Origin of the sequence: Hahella sp. CR1 (genome assembly GCF_029813005.1) — a bacterium.
Lineage (GTDB): Bacteria > Pseudomonadota > Gammaproteobacteria > Pseudomonadales > Oleiphilaceae > Hahella.
Map to the genome: position 1 here is coordinate 363,137 of NZ_JAPELK010000006.1, position 23,814 is coordinate 386,950.

14 protein-coding genes are annotated in these 23,814 nt (G+C 57.8%); 12 read left to right on the forward strand and 2 right to left on the reverse strand.

The window, feature by feature from the left end:
- Positions 1 to 11 precede the first annotated feature (11 nt).
- The 6 genes from ONV78_RS17085 (at position 12) to ONV78_RS17110 (ending at position 15,166) form a co-directional block, all read left to right on the forward strand.
- Positions 12 to 6,407: an AMP-binding protein gene (locus tag ONV78_RS17085; protein WP_279504905.1), complete on the forward strand. Its 6,396-nt coding sequence runs from the start codon at positions 12 to 14 to the stop codon at positions 6,405 to 6,407.
- Between the two features lie 76 nt (positions 6,408 to 6,483).
- On the forward strand, positions 6,484 to 11,478 hold the full coding sequence (locus tag ONV78_RS17090) for an SDR family NAD(P)-dependent oxidoreductase (RefSeq protein ID WP_279504907.1): 4,995 nt from the start codon (positions 6,484 to 6,486) through the stop codon (positions 11,476 to 11,478).
- Between the two features lie 12 nt (positions 11,479 to 11,490).
- Positions 11,491 to 12,600: a cupin-like domain-containing protein gene (locus ONV78_RS17095; RefSeq protein WP_279504909.1), complete on the forward strand. Its 1,110-nt coding sequence runs from the start codon at positions 11,491 to 11,493 to the stop codon at positions 12,598 to 12,600.
- The gene (locus ONV78_RS17100) at positions 12,593 to 13,414 is read left to right on the forward strand and encodes an alpha/beta fold hydrolase (RefSeq protein ID WP_279504910.1); all 822 of its coding nucleotides are present in this window, start codon (positions 12,593 to 12,595) and stop codon (positions 13,412 to 13,414) included. Before ONV78_RS17095 ends, ONV78_RS17100 begins: the two co-directional genes overlap by 8 nt.
- A 107-nt stretch (positions 13,415 to 13,521) precedes the next feature.
- Positions 13,522 to 14,229 (forward strand): GNAT family N-acetyltransferase, encoded by a 708-nt coding sequence (locus tag ONV78_RS17105; protein ID WP_279504912.1) that lies wholly within the window; start codon positions 13,522 to 13,524, stop codon positions 14,227 to 14,229.
- Positions 14,230 to 14,314: 85 nt separating this feature from the next.
- Entirely contained in the window at positions 14,315 to 15,166 is an 852-nt protein-coding gene (locus ONV78_RS17110) for a 3-hydroxyacyl-CoA dehydrogenase family protein (RefSeq protein ID WP_279504915.1), read from the forward strand.
- Positions 15,167 to 15,255: 89 nt separating this feature from the next.
- On the opposite strand, the gene ONV78_RS17115 is transcribed toward ONV78_RS17110, so the two are convergent.
- A complete protein-coding gene (locus ONV78_RS17115; RefSeq protein WP_279504916.1) occupies positions 15,256 to 16,002 on the reverse strand; it encodes a hypothetical protein in 747 nt (248 codons plus the stop codon).
- 708 nt (positions 16,003 to 16,710) lie between these two features.
- Here ONV78_RS17115 and ONV78_RS17120 point away from each other — a divergent pair.
- Positions 16,711 to 17,388 (forward strand): PEP-CTERM sorting domain-containing protein, encoded by a 678-nt coding sequence (locus tag ONV78_RS17120; protein WP_216740014.1) that lies wholly within the window; start codon positions 16,711 to 16,713, stop codon positions 17,386 to 17,388.
- Positions 17,389 to 17,596: 208 nt separating this feature from the next.
- Here ONV78_RS17120 and ONV78_RS17125 read toward each other — a convergent pair whose 3' ends face one another.
- Entirely contained in the window at positions 17,597 to 17,890 is a 294-nt protein-coding gene (locus ONV78_RS17125) for a hypothetical protein (RefSeq protein WP_279504917.1), read from the reverse strand.
- Positions 17,891 to 18,362: 472 nt separating this feature from the next.
- Here ONV78_RS17125 and epsL point away from each other — a divergent pair, with 472 nt between their 5' ends.
- From epsL to epsG, 5 genes are all read left to right on the forward strand, one after another.
- Entirely contained in the window at positions 18,363 to 19,544 is a 1,182-nt protein-coding gene (epsL, locus tag ONV78_RS17130; RefSeq protein WP_279504919.1) for an XrtB/PEP-CTERM-associated polysaccharide biosynthesis outer membrane protein EpsL, read from the forward strand.
- A gap of 109 nt (positions 19,545 to 19,653) precedes the next feature.
- On the forward strand, positions 19,654 to 20,616 hold the full coding sequence (locus ONV78_RS17135; RefSeq protein ID WP_279504920.1) for an EpsD family peptidyl-prolyl cis-trans isomerase: 963 nt from the start codon (positions 19,654 to 19,656) through the stop codon (positions 20,614 to 20,616).
- Between the two features lie 14 nt (positions 20,617 to 20,630).
- Positions 20,631 to 21,467 (forward strand): polysaccharide export protein EpsE, encoded by an 837-nt coding sequence (epsE, locus tag ONV78_RS17140; protein ID WP_216740010.1) that lies wholly within the window; start codon positions 20,631 to 20,633, stop codon positions 21,465 to 21,467.
- Positions 21,468 to 21,495: 28 nt separating this feature from the next.
- Complete coding sequence (epsF, locus tag ONV78_RS17145) at positions 21,496 to 22,944, forward strand: chain length determinant protein EpsF (protein ID WP_279504924.1); 1,449 nt, start codon at positions 21,496 to 21,498, stop codon at positions 22,942 to 22,944.
- Complete coding sequence (gene epsG / locus ONV78_RS17150; protein ID WP_216740008.1) at positions 22,944 to 23,813, forward strand: chain length determinant protein tyrosine kinase EpsG; 870 nt, start codon at positions 22,944 to 22,946, stop codon at positions 23,811 to 23,813. The genes epsF and epsG overlap by 1 nt, the downstream gene beginning before the upstream one ends.
- The last annotated feature ends 1 nt before the right edge of the window (position 23,814 follow it).

Genomic DNA, 23,814 nt, shown 5'->3' on the forward strand with positions numbered 1-23,814 from the left:
AGCAGTAAAACATGGAAATGCTCACGAATGATCCCATTGCAATGAATGCAAGGAAACAGGCGTTCAAAGCCTATGTCCGCCAGCAGTTGGCGGCGGACTATCAGGAGTGCCCGTTTTTTGTGATGGCGCAGGCGACGCCTGAGGCGGACGCGACGACGACCATTACCTGCGCGCTTCCTGAGGCGCTTAACCGCCGGATTTACGCGATGGCGTCCGCCTCTCCGTTGCATCGGTTATCGCTGTTCTCCGCCTGTATCAAGCATCTGGCGTTTGTGCACAGTCGCGAGTCCCTGGGCGCGCTGAACTGGGCGATAGGCGCAGGAGAGCTGGGGCAAGGTCCGAATGACGGCCTTTACGTCATTCCCGCCCAGTGGCGGCTGACGGAAACAGAATTGGCGCAGCGGGTCAAACAACTGATCGGCGCGGAGCTGAGGCAGTGGAAGCAGGTCGCCGGATTGGTCGCTGGTCTGTCGCCGCAAAGCGCGTCCGGCGACATGTCGGCGGGGCCGCAGGTGCTGGTGGGATATTCGGAAACGGGCGTCCCCTGCGCAGGCGTTGACGCTTCTCAGTACAGGCTTTGTATTGGCGTTGAGGCGCGCCCCGAAGCGACCCGACTGCATCTGTGTTTCAACCCGAATCAGGTGGACCCGGCGCTGGCGCAGTTGCTGCTTGAGCGCCTGCGGACGCTGATGGAGGCGATGGCGTTCGACCCGGGCGGCGTGCTCGCGTCCATGCCCTGGATTCCAGCGGCGGAACAGGCGCGCATTGACGCGCTGTCTACCCCTGCGCCGGCCCGGCCGCTGCGCTATCGCAATGTCGCCGAAGCCGTTGCGGCGGCGACCCGCGATAGAGGTGACTGGGTGTTTCTGGAATGCGACGAACGGACGGTTAACTTTCACCAGTTGCGGGCCTACACGGAGACATTGCTCCAAAGTCCCAAGTGGCCCCAGTGGGGTGCGTTGGGAGACTGTGTGCTGATCGTCGGCGCGAAAGGGGTGGAAACCACGCTGGCGGCGATGGCCTGTATGCAAATTGGCAAGCCGTTTTGTCTGCAGTCACATATCACTCCTGTCGAACAGCTGCTCGATATCGCCAGGACGCATCAGACACAAACTGTACTGCTGGATGCCGGCTGTGAAAATCTGCAGGCGGGCTTCCTCGCCCTGGGTTGTCGGACACTGTTATTGCCGGAGTATGCGGGGGAGACCGTGGCGTCAGCGCCAACTCTCAATACGGAAGAGGCGTTGAGCAAGGGGTTGGCCGCACAATCGGACGACGCGCTGTGCGTGGTGTTCACCTCCGGCAGCGAAGGTAAGCCCAAAGGTTGCCTCAACACGCACAGGGCGTTGCTCAATATCTGCCAGGAAAAACGGGCGCTTTACCCAACCCAAAACTCCCGGGTCGCTTCTCTGGCCAATCATACGTTTGATTACTTTGTCCTGGAGTGCGTGCTGGCGTTGACCGAAGACGTGGTGATCGTTATCGCTCCAGAGACGGTGCGTGCGGACGCGACGAAGTGCGCTGAATTTCTGCGTGAAAAACACATCGACCTGATGTTCACCACAACCGTGCTGGCGGAAGACATCATGGCGCTGGGCGATATTCCTGGCCTGCGACAATTGTATTTCGGCGGTGAGAGTCTCCGCGCTTTTCAGAAGCACAACTATGCGCTGTTTAATGTCTATGGGCCGAGTGAGACCGGCGTACTTACGACCTGTCAGCAAATCCAGGACGATGGTCAGAAGATAACCATCGGCAAGCCATTTAATGGTTACCAATGCGTGGTGGTGTTTCCCGATACGATGCAGCCCTGTCCTATAGGCGCGCCAGGAGAGCTGTTAATCGGCGGCGCGGGGGTGGGGCTGGGTTATCTGAGTCGGCCTGATCTGAGCGAAAAAGCGTTTTTACAGCTGAATACAGGGTGTTTGCAAGGACGTTACTACCGCAGCGGCGATCTGTGTTGCTGGAATGCGGACGGCGAACTGGAGATTCTGGGACGCAAAGACCGTCAGTTGAAGGTAAATGGCTTCCGCGTGGAGCTGGACGCCATAGAAAAAGCCGTATTGGGCCTGCCGGGCGTCTCTCAGGCGGCGGTGATCGGCATGGCCGACAGCCGTGGTCATGCGCGCCTGGGCGCGTTCATCGTGGCTGGGGAAGAGAAGCTATCCGAGCGCAATCTGCGTGAGGCGCTGCTCTTGCGGATGCCTGCTTACATGATTCCCAGTCAGATTATTCTGACGTCGGAACTGCCCATGAACCGCAACGGCAAGCTTGATCGTCAAAAACTGAAACAGGCGCTCAGTGACGCTGCAGTCGATGCGGGGACTCGTCCGCAGGGGCCGACTCAAGAGTGGCTGGCGGGGTGCTGGGCCCGCCATCTTGAGTTGGACGTCACGGCTATTGGCGCGAATCAAAGCTTTTTCGCTTTAGGCGGACACTCTTTGCGCGCAGGCAGAGTGCTGGCGGAAATACAGCAGGAATTCGGTCAGGTAGTCTCACTGTTGGAGTTCTTTAAGCACGACGCTATCGCCAGCCTGGCGGCGCTGATAGACGACCGCTCAGGCGGACAGCAGGCCAACGCTGCGGACACTTTTTCCAGGCTGTTGGACAAGGCGGCCAGTGGCGTGGATCAGGGCGCGCTATCCCCTCAGGAAGCGCGGTTGTACGCGCAGTACCGTCTGCATCCCGACTCGATGGCTTATGTATTGGAGATGGATATACCCATACCTCAGGAAGTCCGGAGCGAGGCCGTGACGCAAGCGCTACAGGCCTTGATTGACCGCCATGATATGTTGCGCACGCGTTACCCTCTTGATGGACGGGGGACGCCCTTCGCGGAAGCGCTTCCCCAGCTCTACGCCGAGCAAATATTGAACGCCTCTGACGAGGCATGGACGCAGGCGTTTGCTTTGGAGCAGGGGCCGTTACTGCGAGCCCGCCTGATGGAGCCGCAAACGCTGCGGGCTTGTTTACGTTTGCAAGTCCACCACATTCTGCTGGACAAGCCGTCTCTGGAGATACTCAAGCTTGAGTTCGAGCAGCTTTTGCGCGGGGAGCAGCCGTCTTTACCCGGCCTGAACTACCGCAACTATGCGCAGGCGTTGGCGGACGCCCGTCAGCAACCGCTCTGGGAAGAAGCGCAGACGTTCTGGAAAGATTATCTTGAGGGTCTCGACTTTGATCCCTTCGGTCATGGCGCGGTGAATGACGATGACGGGGTGAAATATACCTCCTGGTCTCTGGCCGCAACCGAGTTGGCGGCGGTTAAGCGTCTATGCGCCCGCCACAATGTCACGCCGGCGGTATTCTTTCTGGGAATTTGGGGGCTGGCCGTAGCGCGGGAAGGCCGTAGCGACGCGTTTTCTATTTCCGTGGCGAACGCCTTTCGTCCGCCGCAGGCGCAAAACACCGTAGGCATGTTCGTGTCTCTGGCGCCTTGCGCGTTTCGCTTTGATCGCGACGCAGAAGGGTTTGACGCTTACCTCAAATCTCTGGCGGAAGCGCAGTGGCGGGCGACGGAACGTCTGTTTTTCCCGGTGGAGGAAGTATTTGCGTTACTGCGTCACGACCCCAGAATGTTTGGCTCCAATCCGCTGCTAAATGTCGCCTATTCCTATTTCGACTCTGTCGAGGCCAGCGATGCGACTGCAGAAGGCGACGATGTCGGCAAGGAAGCTCACGGACCGTTAAATCTCACGGTGCTGCACGCCGAGGAGAGTTGCCGGCTGACGTTGGAGTATCAGGCGTCCGCTTTGCCGGAAGAGCGCATGGAGAAACTTGCTGCGAGCTATCGCGATATTCTGCGACAAACGTTGGGCGCCGACTCAGCCCCGTCGCTGCAGGACCTGCTTGTATCCGCCGCCCAGGCGTTCCGGCCTGCGCAACGGCGTGAAGCGTATCGCTCCATTGAAGATATTTTACGCGATGGTTTTCTGACCCTGGGCGATCGCCCCGCCGTGATTGACGACGAAGGCGAGCTGAGTTGGGCCGAGTTCGCGTCACTGACCGGGAGCTATGCGGAGCGTCTGAACCGTCCAGAGATTCGGCGCGCACTGATCCAAGGCCGTCCCGGACGCCGGTTGCAGGCGTTTCTGGCGGCGTGTTTCCTGACGCGAACCACTTATCTCGCCCTGGAGGAGGGAACGCCACAAGCCCGTGTAGAGGAAGTGATTCGCCATGGGCAGCCGGATATCGTGCTGAATGCGGACGATGAGATCGCCGCCAAAGACGTCGACTGGCGCCAGTTTGCGAGCCTGAAGTCCATGGAGACCAATCCCATCGCGTGGATACTGTACAGCTCAGGCACCACAGGTCGCCCCAAAGGCATTTGCGTTGCGGCGCAGACCGTCGCGCAATATCTGGACTCGCTGGTCCGCACGCTGAACCTGCAACCCGGGGCGCGTGTGACCCAGCAGTTTTCCCCCAGCTTTGACGGCTATCTGGAAGAAGTGCTGCTGGCCTGGGCGCTGCAGGGAACCAGTCTTGTGACGGACCGCTACAGTCTGCTCGACGAACGCAGGGCGAAAGCGTTTCTGGCGCAGCGTCGTCCCGATGTGATTTCTGCGGCGCCGGCGCTGTTTTCCGCCTGGAACCGCATGGAGAACCTGGAGCCGCTCCCTAAAGTGTGCATCAGCGGAGGAGACTTTCTCGCCCTCGGCGATATCGACCGCCTGTTGGAGCGCACCCAGATCTGGAACAGTTATGGCCCGACGGAAACCTGTATCGCCGTCTCCATGGCGAACTGCGCGGATATGGATTCGGCGCCGATGCTGTCCATCGGCGCGCCTCTCGATCATGTCGCCTTCGCCGTGATCGACCCCCAAGGGCGTCGCCTGCGTCCAGGTCAATGGGGCGAGCTGTTGATCTACGGAGACTTTGCGCAGCATGGCTACCTGAATGAGGCCGAGCTGACTGCGCAGAAGTTCGGGAGCGATGATCAGGGCGTGTATTTCCGCACCGGCGATATGGCCATGGTGGACGCCAGTGGCCAGTGTTTCCTGAAAGGACGTATGGACGACAGCTGCAAGGTGCGAGGCAATTTTATCGGTCTTGGCGAGCTGGAGAGCCGGGCGGGACAACATCCCGGCGTGATCGCGGCGGGGGCGGCGGTGGCGCTGGCGGGAACGCCGGAGGCCTGCCTGGTGCTGGCGATAGAAGGCGATGAAGACGGCGGAGCGGGACTGCAGGCGCATCTGGCGCGGCATTACCCGCGCTCGCATCTGCCTTCCGCCATCTTCCCGGTTGCGCGTTTGCCTCGCACCGAAACCGGCAAACTGGATCGGGCGCAAATCGTCGCTCTGTTTCAGGCGTGGCGTGAACGCGCGCAGGCAGCGCCGGACGCCACGGACCCGGCCTGGGACGGAGAGCTAGGGGAACTGGCGGCGTGCTGGCGTGAATGTTTGGGTTTCCAGGGCGCATTGACGCCGGATTCGGACTTTTTCCAGGTGTCCGGGTCGTCTTTGAGCGCAGTGCGTCTGGCCAGCCAGATCGAGAGGCGGTTCGGCGTCCCTTTCAGTCCGGTGGATGCGTTTCGCCACGCCACCCTGGCCGCCCAGCGGGCCCTGATCGCAACCCGTCGCCAGTCCCAACCCATGGTGGAGGGATGTCTGCAGGAGCGCTTGCTGAATGCGGACGACGCCAGACTTCCCAAGTGGGTGCTGCTGCCTCCCGCGTTGGGTGGATTGGTTGAGCTGCAAGGGCTGGCGGATGCGTTGGCGGGGTCCGTGACGCTATCGGTGCTGGCCCTGGAGCCCGGCGCGGCCGTCGATCTTTCTGCAGAGGCGTTGCAGACGGCGCTGGCGGACGCCTTATCGGCGCTGGCCGCAGCGCATCGAGAAACGCCTGCGCGTCCCCTGTGGCTGGGCGGCTATTCCCTGGGGGCGGAAATGCTGGCGGCGTTGCTGACCCAGCGTCCGGAATTAGGCCAGGACGTTGAGCAGCTGGTGTTTCTTGATCCCAACCTGCAAACCAGCGTGTTCGACGGGCCGGCGCTGTATGCGGAGTTCCTGGCGTTGTTCCGGGATATCGCCGCGTCCGCTGAAGACAGTGAGACAGCAAAAGCGCTGGCGGTGATCGAAGACGAAGCGGCGCTGCGGGAAGCCTCGCCATCCCTGTTTATGGAGTGGCGTTACTACCGGTTGCAGCATCAGCTCATCCAGCCCACGCGCTTCCCTGAGCGTTTGTCGGCGTCCCCTTTGAATTGTATCCCGACGCGGGTGTTTCTCTCCGACGACGCCGATGAGAAAAGCGCCGCCGCGTTGCAGCGTTCTGCGCCGGCGAATGCGCTGATACGACGCCTGCACGGGGATCACGTTGAGTTTTTGCGCAGGTTGGGCGCCGATGACGTGTCGCCCGCAAATTTCTCCCTGGCGCAGCCCGTTTCGGCAAGTCAGCCCGAGCCGGTTTAGTAATCAGGGGCGCAGCAAGGACCACAAGGATTTATATCAGACGACCTCGTCTGAGAGTTTAACAAGGTATGGAATTATGAGTGTTGTAGAAATTAGAGAAGATCTGGATATCGCCGTTATCGGCCTGGCGGGTCGCTTTCCCGGTTCCGACAACTGTCATGAGTATTGGCGCAACCTGCTCATGGGCGTGGACGGCATTTCTCATTTTACCGACGAAGAACTGCTCAAGGCCGGGCACGACGCCAACAAGATACGCAACAAGGACTTCGTGGCCGCCAACGGCGTGCTGGGCGGCGCGCAGTATTTCGATGCGGAGTTCTTCGGATACAGCCAGGCGGAGGCGGCGTTGATGGACCCGCAAACCCGGCTGATGCTGGAGTGCGTGTGGCATGCGCTGGAGAACGCCGGCGTCGACCCCGACAAACGCGGACGCAGCATCGGTCTGTTTCTGGGGGCGCGCAGCACCGTGCAGTGGACCATGCAGGCCATGCTGTCCGAACAGGTGGATAATGTAGGCGGTTTTCTGGCGTCGCAATTGGCCAATAAAGACGCCATGAGCACGATGATTTCCTGGAAACTGGGGCTGCAAGGGCCGAGCTTCACCATGCAGACCGCCTGTTCGACGAGTCTGGTCAGCATTCATCAGGCGGTGCAAAGTCTGTTGAACGGCGAATGCGATTTCGCCGTGGCGGGGGGCGTCAGCCTGTTGTTGCCGCAACAGAATGGACATCTCTATCAGGAGGGCATGCTGTTCTCCAAAGACGGCAAAACTCGCGCGTTTGACGCCGACGCCAGCGGCAGCGTGTTCGGCAGCGGCCTGGGCGCGGTGGTGTTGCGCCGGGCGGGGGACGCTATCGCCGACAACGACCCCATCTGGGCGATTCTCAAAGGCTCCGCCATTAACAACGACGGCGCCCGCAAAGTAGGCTACACCGCCCCCAGCGTGAAAGGGCAGGCGGAGGTGATTCGCGCCGCCCTGCAATTGGCGGAAGTGGACGCCGCCGACGTGGATTTCATCGAGTGCCACGGCACCGCCACTGGATTGGGGGACAGCATTGAGTTCATGGCCTTGCGCGAGGTGTTCGCTGAGAGCGGCGCTGACAGCGACACGCCGAACCAGTGCGCGCTGGGCGCGGTTAAAAGCAATATCGGCCATCTGGACTCCGCCGCCGGGGTCGCCGGATTCATCAAGACGGTGCTGGCGCTCAAACACGGCGTGATTCCGCCGACGTTGCATTTCCAGCGTCCCAATCCGCAACTGGATTTTGAAAAGTCGTCCTTCTATGTCAATACAGAGGCGGAACTCTGGCCGTCACAGGACGGCAAGCTGCGCACCGGCGGCGTCAGCAGTTTCGGCATTGGCGGAACCAACGCCCATATCGTGCTGCAGGAATATGCGCCAGCGCCGACGAAGAAAGCTGTCGAAAAAGAGCAGGGAGAACCGCTGTTCTTCCCTTTTTCCGCTATCAACTCAGCGTCGTTGACGCAGCATCTGGAAGCCCTGTCCCAGTGGCTGGTGACGCAGGAGAATCCTGATCTTCGCGCGCTCTCCCTTACGCTGAGCAAACGTCACAGCTTTCCCTGTCGGGCGCTGCTGGCGGCGGACTCCCAATTCGGCTTAATGCGGGAAATCGAACGCTATCTGGCGCTCGCAGAGGATGGCGATACGCCGTCTCTGATCCGTTCGACCCTGGCGTCACTGGCGCCGGAGACCCTGAATGGGAGACAGGCTCCCCTTGATAACGAAGGCATCGAAAAGTGGCTCACAGGCACCGCAAAGGCGTTGCCGTCGTCACTATTCGGCGATCAATCCATAGCGCCCCTGAAGGATGTTCCGGGTTACGCTTTCGCCCGTGAAGATCACGGCGCAGGCCATGTCTCGGATAAAACCTGGGGACGTATCGCGGACGTTCTGTCGGCGCCGGAAGGCGGCAATCTCTCCAAAAACGCGGCGGGCATGCTGACGCCATTCTGGAAACCCGTACGTCTTCGCAAAACCCAAGCGCAACCCGGAGCCCGGCGCGTGCTGCTCGCCCCGACTTCGACAGAGGCGCTGACCGCAGGGCTCTCCCGGCATGATATCGAAGTGCTGGACGGTAACCCCTTATGTTCAGTGCAATTGCGCAGCGCATTGATGGAGTTGGCCGCAGGCGCGTGCCGCGAACAATCCCTGATGCTGGCGCTGGCGTTTCCCGCGGACGGCCTGTCAATGAATACGGAGTCCCTGCAGGCGCTTGCTGAACTGGGCAGGGCGCTGACGGACGAGGATTTTTCAGGGTATGCGTCCGTACATATTTATTTGCTGGCGCCTTCCTTTTTAGCCGTGGACGACCCGCAGCAGGAAGCCGATCAGGTGCTGACGGCCGCCGCGTTGAAATCCCTGGCGTTGGTGGCGCCTCAGGAGATACCCGGCATCGCGTGCGCCTGTGTGGAGATTTGCAATCCCAGTGAGAGATGGACGCCGGCGGCGCTCGCCAGCGTGTTGGCGTCTCCCATGCATGGGCCTTTGAAGCTGAGCGAAGAAGGATTGTTTGTCGAGGATTTTCGCTGTCCTGACGCAGACGAAAACGAGGTGCTGGAGGCGTCGAGTTTTACTGGCGGGACCTTCGTGATTACCGGCGCGGGGGGCAGAATGGCCAGAGCGATGGCGAAAACCCTCGCCCAGCGCTTTCAGGGGCGACTGGCTCTGATCAGCCGTCAGCCAGCGGACTCTCCCGCCATGCAAGACCTGCGGCAGGAACTGACGGCGGCCGGCGCTGGCGCGGTGGAAGTGTTTCCCTATGCGCTGGAATCAGAAAGCGACGCCCTGGCGCTGTTTGAGAGCATTCGCCAGCGTCTGGGCGAAATACAGGTGGTGATTCACGCCGCTGGGGTGACGGATGGCGATTCCTTTGCGCCGCTCGCCCAGCTCGACGCAGATCGCTATCTGGCTCAACTTGGGCCGAAAGCGCGGGTTGCGCAGACGCTGGCGCAGGTGTTCGAAAGCGTGCCTGTGGAGACCTGTTTTGTCACCTCTTCCATGTCCGCGTTTTTCGGTGGAATCGCCCATGCGCCTTATGCGGCCGCGAACCTGTTTCTGGATGGCTGGAGCCAACGGCGCAACAACCGGCTGGCGGCGACCCGCTGGGTGACGGTGAACTGGGAGACCATCCACTTCGAGGAAGCGTCGCCAAAAGACGCCAACGACTGGGGCGCCAACGAAACGGCGCTGCTGGGAGCGGAGTTTCCCGCCTTGTTCGAACGCAGTTTGCGCGAGTTCGACCGTGAGGATCAAAAGATCTTCTCCGCCGGACAGTTTAGCGATCGTTTATACGCCTGGGGCGGTCGGCGCCCGGCGAACGGCGAGGGACAGGCTTCGACCTCGGTCAACAGCATTAAGCTGAAGCCGCGGCCGGCGACCGTGGCGGCGGCGTTTACAGCGCCCGGCAATACATTGCAGGAAGAGATTGCGGCCATCTGGAGCGGCATCCTCGGCGTGGAAGGCGTAGGGATCGACGATCGTTTCATGGAGCTGGGCGGCGATAGTCTCAAAACTATCGTGATGGCGGAAAAAGTGTATAAAAAGCTGGGTAAACGGATTGCTATCCAGGACTTTTTCGCGCAGCCGACTATTCGCGAAATCGAACGTCAGTGTCTGCTGGAGCAGGAGGATGTCAAAGTCCCTGCGCTGGACATTGATCCCGCCGCGCCCATCTTGGCGAGCGCGGATCAGGAACTGCTTTACATGCATCAGACCACCTTTCAGGACGCCAGCTATAACATGCCGGTGGCCTTTGAATGTCCCGCATCATACAGCCCTACAGATATTGCGGCGGCGATTGAGCAGGTGGCTGACAGGCATCTGGTGCTGAAGTGCCTGTTCAAGCGACAGGGCGCCAACCTGATGATGGAACCCCAGGTCCAGGCCAAAACCAGTCTGGCGGTATTCGAACCCGCCGCGGCGGAGGCGGAGAATCGGGCTCGCCTGGAGCAGTTCGCCGGCATGCCGTTCGATCTGCACACCATGCTGCCTATTCGCGCCATGATGATAACCAGCCCCGGCGCCGGGCGGCCGCATCAAGTGTTGATCGTCGTCCATCATATTGTTTGTGATGCGGTGTCCCTCGGCATTCTCGCAGACGATTTGCAGAACTTCCTCGCCGGGCGTTCGCCGGCGCCTTTGGAATACAGCTACGCCGCGTTCCGTCAGGTGCGACAGGCGTCTGAAAATGAGGAAAAAATCCGCAAGGACAAAGCGTTCTGGCTCGCCAACTTATTACCCTTGCCGGCGCCGCTGGCGTTGCCGCGGGTGGACGGTTGCGATGACGGCGATGAATCCGGGCGCAATCGGGGCGCGACGCTGATCCAGGCGCTGCCCCGGCAGATCAGCGAGGACGTCAAACATCTGTGCGAGGACCTGGGTCTGCCGACCTTTACGTTCTTCCTCGGTGCGTTTGGCGTGCTGATGAGCAAGATCGCCCGCACGGAATCGTTACTGCTTGGCGTTCCAGTTACCGGACGCACGCAGCCGGAAGAAATGCAACTGGTCGGGTATCTGGTCAACATGCTCGCCCTCAAGATTGAGCCGGAGGCGGAGTTCCCGGTGGCGGATTATCTGCTGGATCTGAACGAACAGTGGTCTGAGTGCGCGCCTTATCAAACCTATCCCATGAGCGCGCTTTTACAGGACTTGAGCGCGGAATCCTATTGTCAGCATCGCCAGGGTAAACACCCTCTGTTCGATGTGGTTTTCGGGTATTTGCCGCAAAGCCTCAACGGCGCAGCGGAAGATAGCCAGAGCGCAGGATTGTCGCGACTGGATATCGGCTCGGATACTGCGAAGTTTGATCTGGTGCTGGAGGTGTCTGAAACCCGGGAGGGCTTCGATTGCACTATCCAATATCGCAATCACATGTTTGACCAGACGACGATACAAGCGATGTTCCAATACTACTTCGAACTGTTGGGGGCCATCCTCGCGGACCCGGAAACAGAAGTGCAGGACTTACTGCAAAATCTCGATTACCAACCCGTCCAATCTGACGCTGTGCAAACGGCGGACAGGGATGTGGACTTAGAATTTGATTTTTAGGGAAGGGCGGTTATGAGTTTTATTGGCGATATATGCAATGCGCTGGGCGATGTGGCGTTATGGGCTTATGAAGAAGCCAGCATCTATCGGCGCAAACGGGAAACGCAGCCGTTGATTGAAGAGAGCGAGGCGGCGTCGCGTCTGCAAGGGGCGGATTACCGTCAGGTGGAGAAAGTGTCGGGTATTGACTCGGCGGCGTTCAGTGAGCGCTATCTGATGCGCAATGAACCCGTGATTGTCACAGATGGATTGCAGGACTGGCCGGCGCAGCAACTTTGGAACTTCGACTTCTTTTGTGAAGAGTTCGGCGACCTGTCCGTACGCTTGCAGGATGCGGGATTCAAACCAAAAGACAATGTCGAGTTGCGCGCCTACCTGAAGCAGATTGCTACGCTTCCTGAGGTGGAGCTGGGGTGTATGAGCAATGACCTGGACTACCTGCGCTATACCTACGACTCCTTCCTCAAGCACCTGTTGTTTACCTGGGGATTTGGTCATCGCGTGAAAACGCAGTCGTTCAGCTTCCTCGCGTTTCAGCGCATTCAGCGGCACTGGAGCCGACCTTATTTTCTACCGCAGAGCGGCTACCGGATTCCCTGGGTGCAGATGGGCTCTTTAGAGCCTAACAAGCGGATGTGTCAGGACTGGGGACTCTATTTCTCCGCGCCTGGCGCCTGCACCCGTCTGCATGTGGACGGTATGCGCACCAACGCCGTGTTGTGTCAGGTGGTGGGAAAAAAGGCGGGATGGATTTTTTCTTCGTCGCTGGAAGGCTCCGCCAGAACCCTTGCGGAAGGACGATCTTTCCCCGATTCGCCCGCCGCCGCCAATGAGCCTGGCGGACAAGCGGACAGGATTTGGCGTTTCGATCTGGAGCCAGGGGAGATCATGCTGATTCCTAAAGGGCTGCCCCATGAGGTGCACACCCTCTCGCCCAGCATTTCCCTGACTTACAACTTCGTCACCAGCCCAGAGTACGACGACTATTTTAAATTCAAAAGCGCGCGCGGTCCGGGATGGATTGCCGGCGCTCCCATTGCGGCAGCGTCGGCGTTCAAGTCGGTATATCAGAAGCGCGCCATTTCCGGGATTGACGCCAGGGAGGAAGTGAGCCTTGTCTGATTCAGTCTTGTTTGCTGCGAAAAACAGGCCGGATGCCGACGCGCAATTGCTGTTTATGCATCATGCGGGAGGCTCCAGTTACACCTATATGCAACTGGCGCAGAATCTGTCCGATTCGATTGAAGTCTATTGCCTTGAGCTAGCGGGAAGAGGCGCGCGATTTCTGGAGCCTCTTAACGCCGACGCCGAGGCAGTCCTTGAGGAGATTCTCGACGCCATCGGGCGATTGCAACTGGGGCGCGATAAGCCGTTGATGATATGCGGTCACAGCCTGGGCGCGGAGCTGGCTTACCAGACCGCCCATCGCCTCAGAAGCGAGGCGCCGGAAATACGCCTGGGAGTGATGCTCTCCGCGCGCGGCTACATCGATCCTGTTGACCTGCGCGGAAGACCTCGGGAGTCGCTGTCCGATGACGAGATCCTGCGTTTGCTGGAGCAGTACGAAGGGACGCCGCCCGAGGTGCTGGCGGACCCTGAGTTGCGGTCTTATGTGATTGGCGTGATGCGCAATGATCTAACGCTGTTGGCGGCCCTGGCCGGCATGCCGAAGCCGCCGCTGGATGTTCATGGGTTTATCGCGGGAGGAGACAGCGATAATCGCGTGCCGGTGTCCCGCCTGGCGGGATGGCGGCGGGCGTTCGCTGCGCCGCTGACGCAGCGGGTGTTCACCGGCGGCCATTTTTATCTGTTCTCCGATAATCAGGCGGCGCCATGGATTGAAGCGCGGGTCAGCGAGTTAGCGGGCTTGCAGGACAGTCGCGCCTGCGCGGCGCCGAGCAGTGATAAACAGGACCTGACATCACAGGTATTGTGATTGAGTGATTGGCGGACCAGACGGAAGCGACCTGTCCGCCGAATTAATGACAACGAAGTCGAGAGAGAAGTATGTCTGTATTTTCATCAACGATAATGGATTTTTGGATGACCCCTTTTACAAATGGGGAAGTTTTGCTGCAAACCGGGAGCCTGACGGTGATCGCCAATGCGACGTTGCCGGAGGAACGACGGCTGATGATGCTGGAACTGTCGGACGGGCGCGTCATGGCGGTCATGACGCCGGCGATGGCGGATAAGCTGGGCGTCTATCAGCTGGACGCCTTGTCGGCGACGGTTCTGCGCCAGGCATTGCAGGACGCGGGAGTGGTTCTGCATGGCGCCGATGAGATCTTATATTTCTCTGCGCAGGATAAAGAAACACTGATGCAGGAAGCCGCAGAAGGCGACATCCGCCCGCTAAACATTGAGGATGAGGCCGTTTTCGCTGAATTTCAGGCGTCAGCAACAGAGCAGGACCTGGATGACGCTTACGTTGAACTGGATCACTGGGAGGTCTGCGGCGCGTTTATCGGCGACAGCCTGGTTTGCGCCGCCAGCATGTATCCCTGGGACAGCTATCCCGGCGACGACTCGCGCATCGCCGACCTGGGCGTGCTGACGCTGTCGCCTTTCAGAGGAAAAGGCTACGCCCGCAGAGTCGTGCGCGCGATTTGCAGACGCGCCAGTGAGAGGGGGTATGAACCGCAATACCGTTGTCAGTTCGATAACCTGGCGTCGGCGTCATTGGCGAAGGCGGTTGGGCTGACCTGGTTTGGAAAGTGGGAAGTGATCTCGCCGGATTCCGCCGACTGATCAAGGGCGACGAACTGGTGAGTAAACCAAAACAGATGAGTCAACGGAAAACAGATTTTTAAAGCACAACAAGGAAGAAGTTTGTATGTCAAAACTAAACATTGCCGTGATCGGCGGCGGTAACATCGGCTCCAGCCTGGCGTTTGATTGCGCACTGCGCGGCCATCATGTCGTCGTGGTTGAAAAAGACGAGCCGTCCTGCGAGCAAAGTCGGGCGCGCGTGCTGGAGACGGCGGGATACGCGCCGTTGTTCAGCCCACTGGCGAAAGGGAAGAAACCACAGGATATTCTGGACAACATTCGCTGGACGAATGAGCTGAGCGCGATTTCTGATTGCGCGTTCGTGGTGGAGAATATCCCGGAAAACATCGAGCTTAAACAGGCGCTGTATACCCGCATGGCCGAGTTTATTGCGCCCAACGCCGTTCTGGCGGCCAACACCTCCTGTATTCCCATCACCAAGCTGGGGTCTTTTCATAAAACGTCGGCGCAGGTTATCGGCGTTCACTTCATGAACCCGGTTTACCTGAAGCATACCGTGGAAGTGATACTGGGCCTGAATACCTCAGAGCAAACCAAAGACCGCTGCCTGGAAATGCTGGCGATGCTGGGCAAAAAAGCGGTAGTGGTGAAAGACGGCCCTGGTTTTGTCTCCAACCGCATCTCCCACCTGTTCATGAATGAAGCGGCGTTCGCCATTCAGGACGGCATCGCGCAGCCTGCGGATGTAGACGCCATTTTCAAGGAGTGCTTCGGTCATAAAATGGGGCCGCTGGAGACGGCGGACCTGATCGGCGTCGACACCGTGGTGAACTCGCTGGATGTGCTTTATCAGACCTTTCAGGATTCGAAGTACCGGGTCTGTCCGTTAATGCGCAGCATGGTGGATGCGGGCCATTTGGGTCGCAAGACTGGCAAGGGGTTTTACTCTTACTGACTTTTCTTCTTACCAGCATTGCTCTCTAACGCGACAAGCCGCGGAAGACAGGGCCTGCCCCGCGCAGGTCCCGTCGCTTAACCTGAAATTCAGGCGCCCAATAGCGTTTGCTCAATCTGCTGCAAATAGCTGCTCGGGAGAGCCGGGTAGTCCCAGATGAAGAGACCGCCAATGCCGTTTTGCGTCACCTGATCAAGGAAGTAGGTCAGGTTCTGCTGATTCAATCCGGCAGGCGTCAGCGCCAGTATCACCTGCTTGGCGGGAACGCCGTTGGATATGGTGCGTTTAATGGCCGGGCCGACATTGGCCTCTATATCGCTCATGCTCCACATGGCTTCGGCGTAGCACATCAGGCAGAAGCGGTTGACCGCGCCTGATTGCGCCATGGTTTGCACGGCCTGATTAATTTTAGTTCCCTCGCTGGAGGCGCTGGGGTTGTTGTAATCCCAGCCAGCGAGAAAGGTGTAACTGCATTCTTTGTTGAGCGATTTCAGCTTGCTCATCGTCTCAACCAGCATGTCCACGTTCATGTAGCACTCGTCATCAAAATCCACGCCGGCCCAGTTTTTGGTTTGGGTGGCATTGACGATGGCGCTCACTTCCGTCGCGTTCTGGGGCATGTTGTTCGGCGTGCAGCCACCGCCGCCGTAGGTCCAAAGCACTTTGCCTGATCCGCCAGGCGCAGCAGTCGTGTCCGGACTCCACCCCGGAGACTGAGGCGTGCCGGTCGTTAGCCCGGAAAGGTTGGTCACCATGCCGTACATGGTGTAAGAAAAAGACTGAGGAGAAGAATCTGCAGGGTTTTGCGTCCAGCCGCCAATCACATAGTCGCTCATAGCAATTTCCTTATTCCAGTGATAGAACAAAACAACCCGACTCCATCAGCTTAGTCCAAATCCATCGCCCCGGCAGGAGAGCCGTTATTGCTCCTGTGACAGCGTAATTTGCAACAGATTATTTTTATTAGATATTTATATAAGGCGCGCACTGCCAAGGCGAATTTATAACCAATTGTTATGAGGCGCTATGTATGAAAAGACCTGCAAAAAGTTAAAAAATAATTATGTATCCGTAATCTAATTGATACATATCTGATTTATTGTGTTTTTAAAAGATAAAAAGAGAACGCTGCATATATAAGCGATTGTAACGTCCATAAAAAAAATGGAATAAAGCGGTAAAAACAAAGACGCGCTGGCCTGCTTAAAGTCAAATACAGCGCGGATTATTCGGTGGTTTCGGGGGCGATGGTATTAAGTACTGATGACGTTGTCCGAACAGTGGTAGACCCTGTCCAGGCAGGCGATTCAACGGATGCAGGCTGGATTCGGAACGCTTTATCACATCGCTCGATATCTTGATCACCCAATGAAAAATCGCGTAACGGTTGTTGGACTTTTATTGTGTCAACAGTTGTTTTCTTTTTATACGAATGAGTATTATTCATGTCGGCGACGTCGTATTTCTATTATGAGTCGTAATAGTTAGAAACTTTGTATCGCCTATGGAAATGGACCTCAACCCAATAAAACAAGGAGTTAAACATGAATCCTTTTAGAGGGGCAGTCCTGGCGACAACGCTTTCGGCAGTGAGTATGGGCGTTAGCGCCAGCACACTGGTTTTTGATTTTTCCGGAAGCGTCGACCTGACTTTTGACCCGAATTATCACAGCCAGCAAACGATTGACGAATATACTGACATATTCATGGAGGATGCATCCTACGCGACGTTCCTCGGTCAGATTATTCTTCCCAACTTCGATAATTACCTGACTGGTACGCACCAGGTGAGCCTCAACTCCAATGGCCTGAATCTGGCGATTGTGAGCGGCATGCTTGGCGGTATTGAAGGGACCCGTCAAGAGGCGCCGGATGGCGTCACCTGGACTCCCGACAGCACCCAGGACGGCGACAGCGGCGTATTGACCATCGTAGACGGCAACATTACCAGCTTTCAATGGTATGCGGGCCCGGCGAACGAAGGCATTATCGGCGCTTATAACAGCAGCGTTTTTGATGGATGGAAAACCAAGCTGGGCGAGATCAACCTCAACCTGAATGGCGCCACGGATTCTATCTTGATCGGTGACGTTTACTTCGCTTCCAATCAGTTCGGCGCAGCCGCCGTAACCATGGTTCCCGAAGCCGACGCCTACGCCATGTGGATGGCCGGCCTGGGCATCGTGGGCTACGTGGCCCGTCGACGCAGCCAGAAAGCGTAAGCTTTCACTTTGTAGTTTGCAGACAATTTGTCGTTCACTGACAGATAGGTCGCTAGCAGACAAATAGACGGACGTTATTTGTCTGACGGATTGATAGTCTGAAACCTAAGCGGGAGACATGGGCGACCAATACTCCCGCTCTCATAGGCGGCTGCGCGTCGCCGACCCAATATCCAAATATTAAGGCGACGGCTCGTGCGCAATAGGGCTAGTCAACGGCGATGCCGCAGACCTCCAGTTCCTTGCCAATGACTCTGAGCAAGTCAGTCAGACGCCCGTAATAAACATAAAACTCCTCCGCGCCGACATACCCCTTCAAACGCTCCAGCGCATCACTGGCGGAGATAATCAGCCGCCGAACCTGGACGGGGGTGTCCGGTCGTGCTTTGAGATCCTGCAGTTGCTTGCGCTTGGCGTCGATAACCTGATGCTTGGGGGCGTCGCACACGTTGTCGTCAATGAGCAGCTGGCGCCAGTCGCCGTCAATCAAAGATTGAGTCATCCTTTTTGTTCTCCCTAATCACAGCTCTTTGTGGTCCCTAATGGCCTGTTTTGTTGTTCAACTGCTTAACCTAACCAGTCTAGCTCATCTCGCTCCGATGTGGAGTCATTGCGCAAACCTCTATTCTCAACGCGGCCCGCCACGAAGAGGCTGCGGGCTTGCAACCAACTCCGCCGAATTATCCTGATTTCGTAATATAAGCATCCTATTTCGTAATAGTAAGGAAACGGAATCTCCTCTAGAATGGCCTTCGCTTTGTGCTACACAGACGCCATCCAGGGATCTTGGATTTTCCGTCGCTTGAAGCGTGCGTCATGGCTTCGATTCTTTTCATTCAGGTCATTCACGACTTCAGCGCAGGGTGTTCGGCGTCTGCCTTAAAATTCTTTGGAGCGCAGGATCGCGTTCTTTATGTGAGTGACGAATTCAAATGTTCTGTCCGATCAAACCTACCGCATGGATTACAGCGGGCTTGTCATTGTTATACTGCACGGCGGCGCAGGGTAAAGTCGGCGACGCCTGGGAATTCAGCGCAGGCAGCCTTTTGCGTCATGAAGACAACCTGTTCCGGTCGACCTCCGATAACGAAAGAAATGAGCAGATTGTTTCCACCTTCGCGGCGGTCAGCGGCGAGCAGGCGATCTCCCGCCAGAACCTGAAACTGGACGCCCGGTTTTCCGATAACCGCTACCATCATTACGACTACCTGGATTACTCCGCCTGGGAGGCCGAAGCAGCCTGGGACTGGCTGGCCACCAGCCGACTGCAGGGCGTGCTCGGCGCCGACTACAACGAATCCATCAACAGCTTCGCCGACTTTTCCGGAACCGAGCAGAATATCCGCACCCTTCGTCGCTATTACCTGGACGCGGACTGGCGTGTCGCCGGGGGCTGGAAGCTACTGGCCGGCGGCGCCCACTATCAACAGGAAAACAGCTCCCTGTATCGCGTTGAAGGGGACTATCAATCTGATTCTCTCGAACTGGGCATGGGATATGAGGCGCCCTCCGGCAGCAATGTTTCCGTCTCGCTGCGCAAGACAGACGGCGATTACGCCAATCGCGTCATCAGCACGACGGACCGTGTGGATTCCGGTTTCGAACAGAGTCTTGCGGAAATGCGCTTCCTGTGGATGTTCAGCGGTAAATCAAAAATCCGCGGCAACCTTGGCTATGTCGAACGCGAACACGATCACTACGGCGAGCGGGACTATCAAGGCGCCATTGGCGGGCTGAGTCTGGATTATCAATGGACAGGATCAACCCGTGTGACCGCGGCGGTCGAACAGAATCTGGTGTCCTATCAAAGCTCGCCGGTTACGGATGTCGGTAAAGTGATGACCAGTCAGGCTTACTATAACAGCAGTTATTATCGGCGACGTCTGGTCTCTATCGGGCCACTGTGGCGCTACTCCGCCAAAGTGAGTCTGCATGCCCGCTGGCGCTATGAAGAAAGGGACTATCAGGGCGGTTTGCTGACCGGACTGGATGGGCGTAAAGATCGCTTGCAAACGCTGGTTTTAGGGGGCGATTGGAGCCCCGTCAACTGCGTCCTGATAGGCGCGGCGTTGCAGCGGGAGAGGCGTGCTTCGAACCAGGCGAACGCAGATTTCAACAGCGATATGGCGACCCTGTCGTTAACCTTTACTTTTTAGTGAGAATCACTATCACTGGAAATTTTTTAGGTTTAGTATGTAGCCCACATGTAGGAATGTGTAACTGTGTGGTCAATCGCGCCGCACATATTAACTAAAGGATTTAGCAATGTTTCTCCATAGAACTTCCTATCCGAAGTTTGTCTTTCTGGCCGCCCTGACGGGTTCTTTGGCCGGGTGCGGCGGCGCAGGCGAGGCGACGGACGCAACCCAGGTAGTCGCCAAAGTCAACGGTTCGGAAATTTCTATTCATCAGCTTAACGCCATACTCGCCAAGCAGCCTTCTCAGGGCGTCAGTTCCGACATGGCGCGGGCGCAGGCGTTGGATGAGCTGGTGGAGCAGCAAGTCGCCTACGACAAAGCGGTAGAGCTTAAATTGGACCGCAGTCCCGATGTGGTCATGGCGATTGAATCCATGAAGAAAAGCATCATCGCCCGCGCGTATCTGCAACAGGTGATTGGCGCGCTGTCGCAGCCTTCTCAGGAAGACATTCACCAATATTACGAAGAACATCCCGCGTTATTCGCTGAGCGCAAGCTGTACAGCCTGCAGGAAGTCGCCATTGAGCCGCGGCAGGAACTGCTTGCGCCACTTAATGAAAAAGTTAATAACGCCCAACAACTGGAAGACATCGTTTCCTGGCTGAAATCAGAGGGCGTGCAATACCGCGTCAATGCGGCGAACCGCTCCGCGGAGCAGATCGGTCTGGAATTGTTGACCCAGGTAGCCGGGCTGGAAGACGGCGCGATGACCTTGTTCCAGGGCCCCAACAATTATTTGGTCGTCAGAGTGGCGGCCTCGCAGGAAAGACCGGTGTCGGAAGAAGACGCCAAGCCCCGCATTACACAATATCTTCATAATCTGAAGGTACAAAAAACCGTTACCGAAGAAGTCGAGCGCTTAAAACACAGCGCCGCCATTGAGTATGTCGGCGACTTCAAGCGGCTCGCCATCCCTGCCGCAGGCGGGGAGGCAGGCGTGGAGATAGGAACTGAAAACAGCGGCGTCGAGGGCGGAGAGGATATCCGCAATGCCGACGCCGTTTCTTTACAACTGGGAAGTGATGCGTAACGGCGACTAAAAACATGGAAGCTTTATTTTCTTACGTCATGCAATTGACGCAAATGCGAACAAAGATAGTGCTGGGTCTGTTGACGCTGATCCTGTTTACGCCAGTCCGGGCGGAGGTCGCCGGCCTGAATTACCGCCTGGCCCCTGGGGACGCGATTCGCATCAACGTATTTCAACAACCGGACCTGACTCTGGATACCCGTATTTCTGAAAACGGAAGTATTACTTACCCGCTGATCGGCAGCCTGCAATTGGGTGGCGAAACCCTGGCGGCGGCGGAACAACAAATCGCCGCAGGTTTGCGTCAAGGCAAGTACGTGAAAGACCCGCAGGTCACCATTACGCTGCTGGAAATTCGCGGCAATCAGGTTTCGGTGTTGGGGCAGGTAAGCCGCCCCGGCCGCTTTCCTTTGGAGACGCAAAAGACCCGGCTTTCCGACGTATTGGCGATGGCCGGCGGCGTCACCGATTCAGGCTCTGACATTGTCGTGGTGTCAGGGATTCGCGAAGGCAGGCCGTTCCACAGAGAGGTGGATTTCCCCGCCATCTTCGCCCAGGGGGAGCGCAACGCTAACATCCTGGTGGCTGGCGGCGATGTGATCTTTGTGGATAAGGCCCCGGTGTATTACATCTACGGCGAGGTGCAGCGTCCCGGTGTCTATCGGGTCGAACGCAACATGACCGTACAACAGGCTCTGGCCCAGGGCGGGGGAGTCAGCCTGCGCGGCACCGACAATGGCATCAAGGTGTATCGCAAGGACGCCAAAGGCGATGTGGAGTTGAAAGAATCGGAGCTGTACGACCTCGTGCGCGCCGATGACGTTATCTACATTCGCGAAAGTTTGTTCTAGGAAAGATCTGTTCCAGGAAAGATAAGTAATGACCTTGAAACATGTATTACTGGTTCTGTGGGCGCGGCGCTGGGTAGTGCTGAGCGTCCTGCTGGCCACGATAACGACCACCGCCGTGGTCAGCCTGCTCATTCCCAAAGAATACACCGCCTCCACCACTGTGGTGCTGGACGTGCAGACCCCCGACCGCATTGTCGGCATGGTGCTGCCGGGCATGATGTCGCCGGGTTATATGGCGACGCAGATGGATATCATCACCAGCGATCGCGTCGCCCAGGGCGTAGTGCGCCTGCTGAAACTGGACGAAAACCCGGAAACCCGCGACAAGTGGCTGGAGGAAACCGGCGGCCAGGGAACCATCGCCGTGTGGATGGCGCCGGGTCTGAAGAAAAATCTGGAAGTCAGTCCCGCCCGGGAAAGCAATGTCATCAGCGTGGAGTTCAGCGCCACGGACCCTAGATTCGCCGCCACCGCCGCCAACGCGTTTGCACAAGCCTATATCGACACCACGATCGATCTGCGGGCGGAGCCGGCGAGAAAATACGCCGCCTGGTTTGAGCAGCAATACGAAACCCAGCGCGAGCGCCTGCAAAGAGCGCAAAAGGCGCTGTCTAATTTTCAACAGGAAACCGGCATTGTAGTGACCAATGATCGCCTGGATTTCGAAAACCAGAAACTGGGCGAGCTGACCGCGCAGTTGAGTCTGGCCCTGGCGGAAGGCACGGATTCCTCCAGCAAGCAGGGCTTCAACCAGGGTAGCGACACGCTGCCGGAAATCATGCGCAATCCGCTGATCATCCAGCTCAAAACCGACATTGCGCGTATGGAGTCGCGACTGCAGGAGTTGTCCGAAGACTATGGCGTCAACCATCCGCAATACAAAAGCGCCGCGTCCGAACTGGCCAGCATGAAATCCCGTCTGCGCATGGAAACCGCCAAGATCGCGGAATCCATTTCCACCGTGGGGCGCGTCAGCAAAGCCAAACAGGCGGAACTGAAAGAAGCCATCGAAGAACAGAAAAAGAAAATGCTGGAGCTGAAAAGTCAGCACGACCAGATTCAGATTCTGTCCCATCAGGTGGAAACCGCGCAGCGTGATTTCGACGCCATCAGTCAGCGTCTCACGCAAAGTCAGCTGGAGGCGCAAACGGTGCAGACCAATGTCTCCGTATTAACGCCGGCGTCGCCGCCCCTCAAGCACAGCAAGCCCATGTTGTTTCTCAATCTTGTTATCGCGGTGATGCTGGGAGGACTATTGTCTGTCGGCGCGGCGCTGATTCTGGAATTACGCAACCCTAGGGTGCGCTCTGTAGAAGATCTGCAATCCGCACTTGGCGTTCCCGTATTGGCGCAATTGAGTAAAGCGCCGGTATCCATGACGAAGAAAAAAGAAGGGAAGACCGATACCGCCAGACCGTCGGGACTGAAGAACGGCGCGATGGCGGGCGGCTCTTATCCATTGGCGGGAGAAGCCTGATGAACATGGAAGCTCTAAACCTCAGCAGTCATTCGCCATCTATTGGCGCCATATTGATCGACAGCGGGCGTCTGGAGCCCGCCGCTGCGGAGCAGATTCTGCGTTTGCAGCAAAGCAAGCCCGGTCTGCGTTTTGGCGACGCCGCCATGCAACTGGGTTTGTTGGACGACCAGGATATTCAGTTCGCGTTGTCGCAGCAGTTTGTTTACTCCTATTTGCAGGCGTCCGACGACCGCATCAGTCAGGAAGTGGTCGCCGCGTTCAACCCGTTCAGTCATATCGTCGAGCAACTGCGTGCGCTGCGCAGCCAATTGCTGCTGCGCTGGTTTGACGCGCAGAACGGGCGCAAAGCCTTGTCCGTGGTCAGCGCCAATCATGGCGAAGGCCGCAGTTTTGTCGCCGCCAATCTGGCGGTGGTGTTCTCGCAACTGGGAGAGCGCACGTTGATTGTGGACGCCGATCTGCGTACGCCGCGGCAGCATGAGCTGTTCAAGCGCGCCAATAAATTTGGTTTTTCTACGGTGCTGGCTGATCGCATTCCCTGGCGGGAGGCGGTGAGACGGATTGAAGGCCTGCAGGGGCTGTTTCTGATGACCGCCGGGGCGATTCCGCCCAATCCCCAGGAGCTGCTCAGCCGACCGCGTTTCCCCAGTCTGATGGAGGAATTGAAGGCGCACTACGACATCGTCATCTTCGACACTCCGCCAGGAGCGTCGGTCTCCGACGCGCAGCCGATTTCCGCCCAGGCGGGCGGGGCGCTGGTGGTGGCGAGCCAGCACAAAACTGACGTCAGAGGCCTTAAATCCCTGGTGGCGAATCTGGAGCAAAACGGCGTCGCCATCGCCGGGAGTCTATTAAACAAAACCTGAC

Bases quoted from the DNA above. Each gene is read 5' to 3' on its own strand.
- ONV78_RS17085 (WP_279504905.1), top strand. From the start codon at position 12: ATGGAAATGCTCACGAATGATCCCATTGCAATGAATGCAAGGAAACAG.
- ONV78_RS17105 (WP_279504912.1), top strand. From the start codon at position 13,522: ATGACCCCTTTTACAAATGGGGAAGTTTTGCTGCAAACCGGGAGCCTG.
- ONV78_RS17095 (WP_279504909.1), top strand. From the start codon at position 11,491: ATGAGTTTTATTGGCGATATATGCAATGCGCTGGGCGATGTGGCGTTA.
- ONV78_RS17090 (WP_279504907.1), top strand. From the start codon at position 6,484: ATGAGTGTTGTAGAAATTAGAGAAGATCTGGATATCGCCGTTATCGGC.
- ONV78_RS17115 (WP_279504916.1), bottom strand. From the start codon at position 16,002: ATGAGCGACTATGTGATTGGCGGCTGGACGCAAAACCCTGCAGATTCT.
- epsF (WP_279504924.1), top strand. From the start codon at position 21,496: ATGACCTTGAAACATGTATTACTGGTTCTGTGGGCGCGGCGCTGGGTA.
- ONV78_RS17110 (WP_279504915.1), top strand. From the start codon at position 14,315: ATGTCAAAACTAAACATTGCCGTGATCGGCGGCGGTAACATCGGCTCC.
- ONV78_RS17120 (WP_216740014.1), top strand. From the start codon at position 16,711: ATGAATCCTTTTAGAGGGGCAGTCCTGGCGACAACGCTTTCGGCAGTG.
- ONV78_RS17135 (WP_279504920.1), top strand. From the start codon at position 19,654: ATGTTTCTCCATAGAACTTCCTATCCGAAGTTTGTCTTTCTGGCCGCC.
- ONV78_RS17125 (WP_279504917.1), bottom strand. From the start codon at position 17,890: ATGACTCAATCTTTGATTGACGGCGACTGGCGCCAGCTGCTCATTGAC.
- epsG (WP_216740008.1), top strand. From the start codon at position 22,944: ATGAACATGGAAGCTCTAAACCTCAGCAGTCATTCGCCATCTATTGGC.
- epsE (WP_216740010.1), top strand. From the start codon at position 20,631: ATGGAAGCTTTATTTTCTTACGTCATGCAATTGACGCAAATGCGAACA.